Genomic DNA, 12831 nt, shown 5'->3' with positions numbered 1-12831 from the left:
TCCACCAATGTTTCCTTAAGATGGACAAATGCCACACCCTAATAGCGCATCACCCACGAGTGGACTGGCCTACGTTCTTTTTATTACCTTTTCCAAGCGATAAGCACATTACATACTCTAAAGTACGGGCGTTGCTGAATACAGCAAACATTGGAACAATTTGTGGTCCATTTGTTGCTTTGCCTCCTGCATTCATGCAAGCCGTTACTTAAGCTTCTTTATTCCCAGCGTCCAGATTAAACCGAATATTTTCCGTTTTCACCATCCCTAGGGATGGTATAAAATCAATTTTCACCTTATTGTTAAATGAATGCGTAATAAGTAGGTAGAGTCTAGGTGAGAAACCGTGCAAAATCGTTTATACAGTGATCAGGTAAGATTGAGGGAGGAAACGCGTTAATGCTAAGTTTAGCAAGCCATAAAAACTATTATTTTCAATAATGTACAATAATAACGGGAAGAGCGATGGGTCATAACCCGAAACAAAGTAAAGCTATCGCTTATCTTCGCCAGTTGTGTTGTTCGGGGTTGGATAAGGAAATTGTTATTCCTGAGTTTCTCCGCGCTGTACAAATTGCCATTCCATCAGGAAACAATACATTTTCAGGGGTCGACGAGGAGCTATTGCCAACTTATTTCTTAGCTGAGTTTGTTGATGCCGAGTTGGACGAATTTCTCCTTTCTGTTATGGGTGGCTTTTGGACACCAGAACGGACATTGCGCGCAGGCAAATGGTTTACTAAATTTTCGGTGTTGGCGAATCCTAGGGTGATAGATGGGGCATTTTACTCTACTGATTTGTATAACTTAGTTTTTCGTCAATGGGAGCAACACCATGTCCTGTCAGCTCCGGTAACTCAATACGGTAAGCCGGTCGGCATGTTATCCTTATTTCGCCCACCGACACAAAACTCTTTTAATGATTATGAACAAACACTTATGACTAGTTTGTTGCCTTATGTGGCGCATGCGCTTTGCGATCAAAGCAAAGACATTCATTATTCTGATGCCGGGGAATCGGGCATGATGATTATGGATACCCAGGGGTCAATTCAGTATCTCAGCCATGAGGCCAAATTGTTACTGGCTTTGGCATGTCATCCAACGCTAAACGTAGGGGCGCATGAACAAAAAGTCGAATTGATGGCGAACCTGACGAAACTGTGCCGTAACTTGCAAGCTATATTTCATGGCAAAGTTGCTGCCCCGCCTTCGTGGAGCCATGTCAATGGCCGCGGCCGTTTCATTTTTCGAGCTTATTGGTTGGACAGACAAAATCAGGAATCTGGCGGTGTGGTCGGCATGACCATTGAGCATCAAGAACCCCTGGAAATAAAGATATTGCGGGCATTGCAAGACCTGTCACTTTCGCCTGTACAACAACAAGTTGCCGCTATGCTGGCGCAGAGTTGTTCAAATGAGCAAATATGCCAACGCTTGCATATTAAATTGCCCACAACAAAAGACCATATCCGAAAAATCTTCACAAAGCTGGACATCAACAGCCGTGATGAATTGCTGCCCATGTTATTAGCCTTGGATCATTCAAATCAAATCAATAAGGGTTCGGTGAGACTAGAAAGCCCATAAATTGGGTGTGTTAAGGAATTACCGCGTTTAATGTACCTTGTAAGGGCTTTTTGCACATCCCCAACGGCAAGTCTAATGGCGATCTTGAATCTTTCTTTTATCCCATTAAAAATCCAGCCTAAAACCGCCGTATACGGCAACTCCCGGCATATAGATACTGTAAACTTGGGGGGTGCGGTTATTGAGCAGGTTTTCTCCGCGCAAGTAAATTTCCGCATTGTTAGAGAGTGCATAGCGGATTGAGGCATTAACCTGGACTGATCCGTTAACGGGAATGGTGTTGGCAACATCGTTCCAAGTGGCGCTGCGAATAACGGTCTCGGCCCACAAAGTAATCGGAAGATGCGTCAATTTTTGCTGTCCCCAAACCCTTGCGGTGTGTTGAGGACGCAATGGCAGGTTTTTGTCCGTGTTTAAATCGCGGTTGTCGGCGTAGGTGTAGCTGATGCCCGTATCCAAAGAATCCGTCGAGGCGTATTGGGATTCCAACTCCATTCCGGCAACGCTGGCATCTGCGACATTTAAGCTAATGGCCCCCCTATGTGGGTCGTAGGCCGGTGTGATGAGATCATGATAACGATGGTAATAACCATTGAGGGTAATTTTCATGCCTGTTACCGGATACCATTCCAAGCCTAAGTTGCCACTGGCCGAACGCTCAGGTTTTAACTGCGGATTGCCGAAAAACAGGAACAGCAATTCTGTGAAGCTGGGTAGGCGGTAGCCGGTTCCGCCTGATGCCCGTATGGTTAAATTGGGCGTTATTTGCCATGCCGCAGCGGTTTTAAATAGTGTATGGTCGCCAAATTGGTCAAAATGTTCGACGCGGACCCCAGCTTCTGCACTCAAATTGCCGTGTTGGGCTTGGGTGTCGATATAACCCGAGGCCATCGTGCGCTCTTGGCTGAAACCGATTGTTGGCGATGCGCCTTGCTCATGACGGCCTTGACCGCCCCAGGTAACATGCCACTGTAATTTTTGCTTGTCATTGTCGATAATCGTATGGGTATTGCTCCAATTAGCCAAAAACAGCCGACTGGTCACGCCGTTTTGTAACGGCCCCGCATTGACACTATTGGCCAATTGAGTAAAGCCCAGTTGTAAATGCGTGTTCCAATTTGAAGCCACTTTATAACTTAGGCTATTCTGCGCCAACCAAGTTTCTTCACTGGCAGCACTATTGGGATCGTCCTGAAACGCGACCCGTCCCTGTTCGTCGATGCCAAATTTGTCCGTACTCGCTCCCGATTTTCGATATAACATCGAGCCTTGCCACAACAAACGGGATGTTAAGTCGGAGGAAAAGCGCATGATACCTTGGGTAAAATGCGAAGGGTCACGCTCGGGATTGTTGGCAGGATTGGCTAGGGGAGCGCCATCAAAGGCATCAGCACGGCTTAGGGTAACGGTCATCCGGCCTAGCGTACCGTTAACTCCACTTTGCAGGGTTTCCCGAAGGATACCGAAGCTGCCGCCTTCTACGGAAAGCTTGCCGCCGGTATCTTGTCGATCCTGCGTATAAAGGCGAATCGCACCGCCTAATGCCTGGAATGAGTGATATGCAGAGCTAGGGCCGCGTTCGATTTCCGCCTTCTGGATAGCCTCCGTAGGTAAAGTGTCCAGATTCAGGAATCCGGGGACTGACTGTAACAATGGAATTCCATCCAAGGTAACCATGCCTTGCCCACCAGCACCACGTATATTCAATGCCCCAATTTGGCCGAAACCACCGACTTTGGATGAACTTATCCCGGGGAATCCTTGAATTACATCGGCGATACTGCGTTCATGCGCTATTGATATATCCTCTTCATCCAGCATCTGAGGACTGTTAATCTGATCTGCCAGTGGTTTTCGCGGTGCTGTAACGGTAATTTCGGACAGGGTTTCAATGGCATACGCCAACTTAGCTCCTACGGTTTCAATGCTGACCGCCATAGCCACAAAGCACAGATGCTGTAACAAAGGACGGAATTGCACGATAGCTCGGATTTATTATTGTTATTTTGGGGCTATGTTAGGTTAGTTTATTTATTAAACAAATCAAAGCTAAATTGCGGCCTGCACTGTTATCAAAGAATCGGGTAGCTAATGCGACACTGAATGCTGGATTCGAATTTCATTTGTCAGATTCTGCAACTGATTTGATGTGTGATTTTATTCCAACTAAAAAGACAACACCTTAAGCAAAAGTTACTGACTGATTATTTTTCCGTAATTTTCGAAGGTCTGTTTATTCCGATTTCAATGTCAGCTTCCAGAACCCTTGGGCGGCTGCAATTGGCCGATCTTACAAAATTGGTTGATATGAGCCAATGTCCGCTAAGTAAAAGATTAATAAATAGTAGCGTAACATTGTAATGTATTTATTAAATAGCTTTTTGGCATCCCTATTAGTACCCAAATAGTAGCAATTAAACCCCATCTCAAAAGCAAATTTGCCCCCTAAAGTCTATTCAATAATTTGTTGGGTTCCTGTGAATAGCTTATGATTAAAATTCAAAGTCCGGTTGCTGGGAGGAAGTTTGCGGCGATCGGTAGCACCAACTTGCAACACCAACCCTGGGTTTCCACACAATTCCATGAAAATGAACCTCAACCTTTACGAAACCCGGGTGATAGGTTGCTTGATTGAAAAGGCAATCACCACGCCCGACCAATATCCCCTTTCGTTGAACGCCTGTAATCAGAAAAGCAACCGTGATCCCGTCTTGGAATTGAAGGAGACCGCGGTACAAGAAACCGTCGACGGCCTGATTAAAAAATTTCTGGTGAGTCGTGGCTATGGCAGCCGCGTCACCAAATACCAACACCGTTTCTGTAACAGCGAATTTGGAACGCTGCAACTGTCAGAGAAGGCCACAGCCATTATTTGCGAGCTGTTCCTTCGAGGCCCGCAAACGCCTGGGGAATTGCGAAGCCGTACCGAACGGTTGTGTAAATTCGAAGATGTGAATGAAGTCGAAGCGGAGCTGGAAAGCTTAATGGCACGGGAAGAACCGTTAGTGGCCAAGCTTCCACGTGAACCGGGAAAGCGCGAATCCCGTTATGCCCATCTGTTCAGCGGAAATCCCCAATCGTCTACTATGCCGACAATGGAAAGTGAGGGAGTCGAAACCACAGTCTCTGATCGGCAAAGGATCGACACCCTTGAAAAACAAGTCTATGAGCTGCAAATAGGCCTTGATGAGCTTCGGCAGAAATACGAACATCTAGCTGAACAAAAACTCGAATAGGCAGATTAATGCTTAATTTTCGCCGTTTGGAAACGATTGATCTGATGCGGGGGCTAGTCATGGTTTTGATGGCGCTGGACCATACCCGCGATTTCTTTTCGGATGCCTTATACAGCCCTACCGACCTTAGCAAGACCAGTGCCGAACTTTACCTCACCCGCTGGGTCACCCACCTTTGCGCACCGACATTTGTCTTTTTAACAGGTAGCAGCGCTTACCTATCAACGGTGCGACGTAACCTGACTAACCGGCAACTGGCAGGCTACTTGTTCACCCGTGGCCTGTGGCTGGTTTTTTTGGAGCTCACCCTGGTGCGTTTTGGCTGGCTGTTCAACTGGGACTACCACGTCCAGTTTGGTCAGGTGATCTGGGCTTTGGGTTGGTCGATGGTGGGATTGTCAGGCCTGATCTTTTTGCCTCGTTGGGTAATTGCTGGCTTTGCAATTGTCACTATTGCCGGACACAATGCACTGGATTTCTTACGTCCTGATGATTTTGGTGGTTTCGCTTGGTTATGGAAGATCCTGCATGTTCCAGGCCGGATCGAATTGAGTCCTGGCTATAGCTTTTATGTTGATTACCCACTTATCCCGTGGTTGGGCGTGATGGCTGCTGGTTACAGCTTTGGACCGGTATTTTTACGACCTTCGATTTCAAGAAGGGCTTTATTGTTACGGTTTGGAATCGGTTTCATTGGATTATTTTTACTATTGCGCCTGAGTAATATCTACGGCGACCCCGAACCTTGGCAAGCCCAACAGAATCCGTTATTCACAGTTCTCTCCATCCTGAAATGCGAGAAATACCCGCCGTCTTTGTCTTATTTGTTGGTTACGATCAGTATTATGATGTTGTTTCTAGCCTTCTTTGAATCGAAAAAGCTGATTCCGGTTAAAGAACCTTTGCTCATTTTCGGCCGGGTGCCTTTATTTTTTTACCTGATCCACCTACCTCTTATTCATGGCGCAACGCTTGCCGTCACTTATTTTAGGGGATTACAGGTTGATTGGCTGCTTGGCCGTGGCAGTCATGCTTTTCCTACCATACCAGCACCGGAATACGGTTTTAACCTACCGACCGTTTACTTTGTCTGGGTCGTAATGACCCTGCTCTTATATCCACTTTGCAAACTGTTCTCGTCATATAAATATCACCATCCCGAAATTCGGTGGCTGAGCTATATCTAAAATTAACGAATCCTGCTTCTCAATGCCGAACACCTGCCATTGTCATTTTGGGTTCTACATAAAATAGACAAAATCGACCCCAAAACGGTAGTTCACGGTGCTAGCCCGGATATTTCATGACCTAAGCAAAATATCAGTCGACTACCGGTAGGCAATTGTATCGGGCATGTTTTTCACAATAAAAGGGGTATGGTTCTTAATTGAAAGGCAAATTCGCTTCTTCAGGCGCAGCTTCCCCTTACCCCGTTGTTTAACGTGCCGGGAACAGCACGCTTTCGGATTAATCAGGACAGAGTTTTTGGCAGACCGATTGAAACAAAGCTTGATAAGGATAACTGCTGCTGAGCAATAGCTTCACCCGCCGGGTGTTACGGATCACCACGGCACCGATCTTAAAGAGTTTCAATCGAATTGTCGCACACGTCGCCTGCGCCAGCTCTGTTTGCGGCAAGGCGATGCGGCGGATAGCACTCGTCAGCGTATACGCCAGCGTCGACAGCAACAACCGGAATTGGTTTGGCCACCACCGGCTGCAACTGGTGCGGTCGGCAAACAAGTCCAACTGCTGCTCTTTGATTCGGTTCTCCATCTCACCCCGGGCACAATAGACGGTTTCGTAAAGCTGCTTGGGGTCGCCTGCCAAATTGGTGACGACATAACGCGGGTTGCTGCCCTGGCCCATGTGCTCGGCTTTGAGGATAACCCGGCGTTGGCGCTTCCATGTTCCTGCTTGGTAGTGCAATTCGGCAAATAGGCGTTGCTTGTGTTGCTGGGCCTCAAATTGGCTTTTGGCCTGGTCAAGCCAGGGTTGGCTTAACTGGTTGAGGCGCGGGTTTTTGGCCAAGCCGACAATATAATGGATGCCGTTGCGTTCGCACCAGCCCAGCATTTTATGCCGGCAGAAGCCGCTGTCGCCACGCAAAGTAATCGAAACCGTCGGCCAAACTTGGCGCAAGCGTTTGACCAGCAAGGCCAGGATCGCCCAACTGTGCTTGGCGCCGTCAATGTTGCTGGGCCGCAGGTAGCTCACCAGACACTAGTCGCCACAGAACACGTACAGCGGCAGAAAACAGTAGTGCCGGTAATAGCCATGAAAAAACCGGCCCTCCTGCTCCCCGTGCACCGGGTCGTCGGTGGCGTCAAAGTCCAGGATTAAGGATTCTGGCGGAACATCAAATGACGCGATAAATTGTTCCATCAGCTGTTCATGAAGGCGCCACGTGAGAACCCGGCCCGCTTGTTGTTCGAACCGGCACAGGGTGGAACGGCTGCCCAGCACCTGGTCTTTTTCAACTGCCGTCTGGAAGGCAAGGTCGTTGCGCAAGGTGTCGTGGTCGTTTAAGTCTTCATAACCGCACGCCAAGCCATACACCCGTTGCCGCAACAGGTCCACGACCTGATGTTGGATTCTGTCCGGATCCCTGGGATCAGGCATCTGGGCAGCTACCCGTTCGGTTAACCTTAACCGTTGGTCAATCGTCCTTAACAACAACACCCCGCCATCACTGGTGATCGCGCCGCCGCTAAAATTGGCTTCGATTTGGCGGCGTTTAAAGGCTGGAAATTCTATTTTGGTTGCGGTACAGTTTGGCACGGGCAAGTCCTTGTTCAAATTCAATCTAAGCAACTGAATTTTATCGAACTCTACGGGACTTGTCCGCCTTTTTCATGAGATATTCGGGCTAGTTCAGCTTTCACCAAACCGGACATTTGGGTGCTTGCTTAACTGAATTTGTCAATTCGACCAGCTTTTTAATGCTCCGATTCCCTGTCGCGACCATGGCCTTCGGTTCAGCCCGTTGGTAAAGCTGATCTTGGATATGTCTCTTACATTGTAAACGTGTAATACACTTCATCAAATTAACTTACAACTGTAACAATTCTTAAATTTCATTTCTGTATGCTCCGGTCGTCATTGGAATTGTTTCCAGACGGTACTGCCGTAAGCAGTCTCAAAACAATAACCTATCCATGCTTCTCAATGAGACGAGGGAATTATGCCCATAATGCGCCCATCTAAACGACATCCCCTAGCTTTCGCCCTATTTACTGCGCTTAATATTACGCCAGTCGTTCAGGCTGCTTGTGTGTCATTGTCCGCATTGGACAATGCCTACACGCAAAACTTTGATACGTTGGCCACCGCAGGAACAACTAATGCACTGGGCCTAGATGGGTGGTCTATGACTGAAACGGGCGGCGGCACTCGTGATAACGAGCAATACGCTGCTGACACGGGTGCCAGCAATACTGGCGATACTTACAGTTATGGTGCTGCCGGAAGTGCTGAACGTGCTTTAGGTGGGTTGCGTAGTGGTACTTTAATTCCGGTGTTTGGGGCTTGTTTCACCAACGACACTGGCGCGACAATCAACACTTTTGCTATCGCTTATAACGGCGAGCAATGGCGCTTGGGAACGGCGGCACGTACCGACCAAATCAATTTTGAATACAGCACCAACGCTACCGACCTTGCCACAGGAACGTGGACGGGCGCGTCCGGCTTAAATTTTGTTACGCCAAATACGGCAACAACTGGTGCCAAAGACGGCAATGCCTCCGGTAACCGTACTGCCATTTCTGCAAACATTGCCTCCTTGTCAATCGCACCGGGCGGTACGTTTTGGCTACGCTGGACAGACACCGATGCGACGGGCGCTGACGATGGCCTGGCCGTCGATGATTTCTCGTTGACACCCTCAGGCAACGTGGTCACTACGCCGACAGTTAACTTATCCGTCAGCGCCAACACGGGCAGTGAAGCGGCGGCAACCGCCGTGACTGTAACGGTGACAGCGTCTGCTGCGGTCGTTGGCGATCAAACCGTTACGCTGGCGGTGTCTGGCACGGACATAACCACGGGCGACTACACGCTGAGCAATACCGTCATCACGATTCCCAATGGCAGCACGACTGGCTCGGTCACGTTTACCGTCGTGGATGATGCCCTGGTGGAAGTCACTGAAACCGCATCTCTAACCATCAGCGACCCGACAGCGGGGATAAGCTTAGGCACAACTACGGCACAGACTATTGCCATTACCGACAACGACATCGCCCCAGGCAGCACTTGCGGCGATCCGGCGACCAAAATCTCTGCCGTCCAAGGCAATGGCGCGAGTACGCCGCTTTCTGGTGTAACCAGCATTGAAGGCATAGTGGTCGGGGATTACCAAGGCACTAGCACGAACTCCTTACGCGGTTACTTTGTGCAAGAAGAAGACTCGGATGTTGACGCTAACCACGCGACATCGGAAGGTATTTTTGTGTTCGACGGCACGACGGCATTGGCAAATGTCAGTGTTGGCGACCGCGTTCGGGTAACAGGCACACCTGCCGAATTCTTCGGCATGACGCAAATCGGTTCAGTGACTGACGTGAAAGTGTGTACAAACAGCCAAGCTATCCCGACGGCAGCTACGTTGACCTTGCCGGTGCCAAACATCCCGAACGGTAACTTGGCGAACGCGACGGCAGCCATCAACGCTTATTACGAAGCGTTTGAAGGCATGTTGGTGAAATTTCCGACTACCTTGAAAGTGTCGGAATATTTTGAATTGGAACGCTACGGTCAGTTGGTGTTAAGCCAGGGCGGTCGGATACCGACTTTCACCAGTGTCAGCAATCCAAATGTTACAGGTTTGGTCGATCAAGAAATAACACTGGCGAAGCGCCAAATCATCCTGGATGACGGCAACAACAGCCAAAACTTTGCGCTAACGAGCGGCTTACCGTTGCCTTACCCAACGGGTGGTTTGAGTATTAGCAACCGTTTCCGTGGCGGCGATATCATCACGAACTTGACGGGTGTCCTGCATTGGTCGTTTGCAGGCCTAACGGGTACGGACGCATGGCGTATCCGACCCGTTGAAGAGTTGATCGATTACAATTTTACCCCAGCCAATCCACGCAAGCCAGTAGTGCCCACGGTAGGCGGCAACCTGAAAGTGGCGAGTTTTAACGTGTTGAATTATTTCACTACAATAGACGAGACTGCCAGCACCACAAGCGGCCCTTGCGGCCCTGATGGCATCCAAGATTGCCGTGGCGCGGATTCGGCGGCAGAATTGACCCGCCAAACCGAAAAAGCGGCAATCGCACTATGCGGTATTGGCGCGGACATTGTTGGCATGATGGAAATTGAAAACAACGCGACTACTTCGCTAAGTGTGCTGGTTGCGGCTGCAAACGCCATCAGTGGTTGCGGTCCTTACGACTTCATCAACGCCGGTATAATTGGTAATAGCTCTACAACGGGTGATGCCATTAAGGTCGGATTACTGTACAAAACCGCATCGGTTGCGCCAGTGGGAAGCCACGCAATCTTGACGACCAGTGTTGATGTGCGTTTTATCGACACCAAAAACCGTCCTACCTTGGCCCAGACGTTCAGCCAGATTAGTACAGGCGAAAAGCTGACGGTGGCGGTCAACCATCTCAAATCAAAAGGATCGGATTGTCTCGATGTGGGCGACGCGGACTTAAACGATGGTCAGGGAAATTGTAGCCAGACCCGCAAAAACGCAGCCTTGGCGATGGTTGATTGGCTGAATAGCGATCCGACCAATAGTGGCGACCCTGATTTCTTGATTATCGGTGACTTAAACAGCTACGCCAAAGAAGACGCAATCAAGGCGATAGAAAACGGCTCTGACGATGCGTCCGGTACGTTTGACGATTACATCAATTTGGTCAAAGCATTTGGTGGCGATTCGGCTTATTCTTACGTCTTTGATGGACAAACTGGATACCTGGACCATGCGCTAGCGAATATAACCTTGCTGCCCCAAGTCACTGGCGCGGGGGATTGGCATATCAATGCCGACGAACCGCCGTCGTTCGATTACAACGATACCATCAGGGACACAGGCGAGGCTTCTTTTGAAGCAAAACCGGCGGCCTTACCGCTTTATGCCGCCAACCAATTCCGCACGTCCGACCATGACCCTGTGGTTATCGGGCTGCAATTGGGTGAAACCATCAATATTGTTGAAGGTACGGCAGCCAGGAATTCCCTGGTTGGCTCGGCAGGCAAAGACCGCATCACTGGATTTGTCGGTGCAGATACCTTATCGGGCGGTTTGAATGAGGACGAATTCGTCTACGTCACCACAGGGGACGGCATCGACACGATTATCGACTTTGCAGTGGGTGAAGACAAAATCGTACTGACCGCCTTATTGCAAAGCCTAGGCTATCAAGGTGCAGATCCGCTTGCAGACGGTATCGTCAAGTTTGCCGCCTCCGGCAGCAATACGGTGCTCTACATTGATACCGATGGTGCCGGCCCAGCGGTGCAACGGGCATTGGCTATCATTAACAACGTGACCGCCCTTAACTTAAACAACGCTGCCAATTTTATTTTCTAAGCGGCATAACCCTTATCAAGCCGCCGCCTTCACAAACCGGAAGGCGGCGTTTGCAGACCAGAATTAATAGGATAATATAACTATGCATACCAAATTAAAATTCGTTTCTTGCATCAGTGTCTTTAGTGCATTGCTGATAATGGCTCCGGCATCAAAAGCATCAATTATCAATTACAATTTTAACGGATTGGTCGAATCAGGCGCATTGGCAGGGGAAAGCTACAGCGGCAGTTTTGCCTTCGACGATGCAAGCCTGACCAATTTGGGCTTGGAATCGATTAATTTGTCAGCGTTCTCGTTCAATTTTTTGACGGCATCGTACAACCTAACAGACGCTGATTTCCAATCGACTGTTGATTTTTTTGATGGCCTGTTCCTGGGTGTTTCTTATTCAGCAAGTGGTTTCGATCCTTCGTTTGCCTTGGTGTCCGCTGCGGGTTTGGCCTTGCCGGACGATGTGCCTTATTTTTCATATCAAACCGTCTCCGGTAATTCTGGCTTTGGCTCCTTAAGTTTTTCAACCGCCACAGCAGTGCCATTGCCCAGTGCCGTATGGTTGTTCGGCAGCGCTTTGGGTGCATTAGTGGCCAAACGCCGCCGTAAAACTCAGGGTATTGCTAATTAACTATAGATAAGCTCATTATTTCTTTTAGCCATCAGAAGCCGTACGGAATACCCCAACATCTTTTGGCGCTTGCTGTAGCATTTTGACTTGCGGCGCAACCTGGCAAGGAAATGCCTGAACAAGCTGTTGTAGCCCTCAACGGTGAAGGTTTCGGCCTTTGATTGCGTGTGTTGCCCTGCGGGGACAAAGCTCTCGTAAGGTTGCCAATAGTCTGTCATCACTTCGCCCGCGATTGGCGCCAGGGCTTGCCAGAGCCTTTCCCCCGTTGCAACTCCCCGGGTGCCCAGTACGCAACCGAGGAACCTTTTCCCATGTCGATCAACAGCAATCCATATCCAGCAATAGTTTTTTTTGAGCCGACGTAGCTGTGCATCTCGTCGATCTCGACCACCTGCACAGGGCTGTCGTTCTTGATGCCCTCCAATTGCTCGCCAAACGCCCTGATCCAGTTCAAGATCGTGACATTGCTGAACCCTAGCATGCGCCCAATAGACCTGAAGCCAAGCCCTTCCAGGTAAAGCTCCAGGGCTTGGCGCTTCACCGCGCCATCCCCAGCCGTCGAGCGTTGCGCAACGGTATAACGGTGGTTGCAATCCTTGCACAAATAACGTTGGCGGCCATTCGCCCGACCGTCTTTGCAGTTCGCCTGCTTGCCGCATTTTGGACAATCCATCACGCCCTCCCAAGGCACCTGAATGTTCCAAAACTTATACATTAACTCATTACTGTCCGAAGATTTCATCAAACAAATTCAATTGGTTAGGCATTTGCAGTTCCTCTGCATTGAACTCTATATTTGTAACCAATTGATTGAGTGGTATTTT

At 49.2% G+C, this 12831-nt stretch carries 8 protein-coding genes and 1 pseudogene; 6 read left to right on the top strand and 3 right to left on the bottom strand.

Features of this window, described 5'->3' with window-relative positions; all coding sequences use genetic code 11:
• Together MGMO_RS20650 and MGMO_RS12985 are read left to right on the top strand one after the other, a co-directional pair.
• Positions 1–212: hypothetical protein (locus MGMO_RS20650; protein ID WP_235557285.1), on the top strand; the 212-nt coding region annotated here is incomplete at its 5' end.
• Positions 213–465: 253 nt separating this feature from the next.
• Complete coding sequence (locus MGMO_RS12985) at positions 466–1590, top strand: LuxR C-terminal-related transcriptional regulator (RefSeq protein WP_023495520.1); 1125 nt, start codon at positions 466–468, stop codon at positions 1588–1590.
• A 105-nt stretch (positions 1591–1695) separates the two neighbouring features.
• Here MGMO_RS12985 and MGMO_RS12980 read toward each other — a convergent pair whose 3' ends face one another.
• The gene (locus MGMO_RS12980) at positions 1696–3570 is read right to left on the bottom strand and encodes a TonB-dependent receptor plug domain-containing protein (RefSeq protein WP_023495519.1); all 1875 of its coding nucleotides are present in this window, start codon (positions 3568–3570) and stop codon (positions 1696–1698) included.
• Between the two features lie 602 nt (positions 3571–4172).
• On the opposite strand from MGMO_RS12980, the gene MGMO_RS12975 reads away from it, so the two are divergent.
• Together MGMO_RS12975 and MGMO_RS12970 are read left to right on the top strand one after the other, a co-directional pair.
• Complete coding sequence (locus MGMO_RS12975) at positions 4173–4826, top strand: YceH family protein (protein WP_036307981.1); 654 nt, start codon at positions 4173–4175, stop codon at positions 4824–4826.
• Between the two features lie 8 nt (positions 4827–4834).
• Positions 4835–6013 (top strand): DUF1624 domain-containing protein, encoded by a 1179-nt coding sequence (locus tag MGMO_RS12970; protein ID WP_023495516.1) that lies wholly within the window; start codon positions 4835–4837, stop codon positions 6011–6013.
• 280 nt (positions 6014–6293) lie between these two features.
• Here MGMO_RS12970 and MGMO_RS12965 read toward each other — a convergent pair.
• Positions 6294–7607, bottom strand: a pseudogene (locus tag MGMO_RS12965) (IS1380 family transposase).
• 403 nt (positions 7608–8010) lie between these two features.
• On the opposite strand from MGMO_RS12965, the gene MGMO_RS12960 reads away from it, so the two are divergent.
• On the top strand, positions 8011–11382 hold the full coding sequence (locus MGMO_RS12960) for an ExeM/NucH family extracellular endonuclease (protein ID WP_023495513.1): 3372 nt from the start codon (positions 8011–8013) through the stop codon (positions 11380–11382).
• 82 nt (positions 11383–11464) lie between these two features.
• Complete coding sequence (locus tag MGMO_RS12955) at positions 11465–12007, top strand: VPLPA-CTERM sorting domain-containing protein (protein WP_023495512.1); 543 nt, start codon at positions 11465–11467, stop codon at positions 12005–12007.
• Here the strand turns inward: MGMO_RS12955 and MGMO_RS12945 are convergent.
• Positions 12004–12680 (bottom strand): IS1 family transposase gene (locus MGMO_RS12945; RefSeq protein ID WP_152976366.1). Its coding sequence is split into 2 segments (ribosomal slippage): positions 12004–12351 and positions 12354–12680, totalling 675 coding nucleotides; the frame shifts between segments, so codons are not numbered across the junction. The two genes, MGMO_RS12955 and MGMO_RS12945, sit on opposite strands and share 4 nt — an antisense overlap.
• Positions 12681–12831 lie beyond the last annotated feature (151 nt).

Origin of the sequence: Methyloglobulus morosus KoM1, from assembly GCF_000496735.2 — a bacterium.
GTDB lineage: Bacteria > Pseudomonadota > Gammaproteobacteria > Methylococcales > Methylomonadaceae > Methyloglobulus > Methyloglobulus morosus.
The sequence above is the reverse complement of the archived record's forward strand: the minus strand, read 5'-3'. Positions and strand labels throughout refer to the sequence as shown.

Coding starts and splice junctions, on each gene's coding strand:
- MGMO_RS12955 (WP_023495512.1), top strand. CDS start 11,465: ATGCATACCAAATTAAAATTCGTTTCTTGCATCAGTGTCTTTAGTGCA.
- MGMO_RS12975 (WP_036307981.1), top strand. CDS start 4,173: ATGAAAATGAACCTCAACCTTTACGAAACCCGGGTGATAGGTTGCTTG.
- MGMO_RS12960 (WP_023495513.1), top strand. CDS start 8,011: ATGCCCATAATGCGCCCATCTAAACGACATCCCCTAGCTTTCGCCCTA.
- MGMO_RS12970 (WP_023495516.1), top strand. CDS start 4,835: ATGCTTAATTTTCGCCGTTTGGAAACGATTGATCTGATGCGGGGGCTA.
- MGMO_RS12985 (WP_023495520.1), top strand. CDS start 466: ATGGGTCATAACCCGAAACAAAGTAAAGCTATCGCTTATCTTCGCCAG.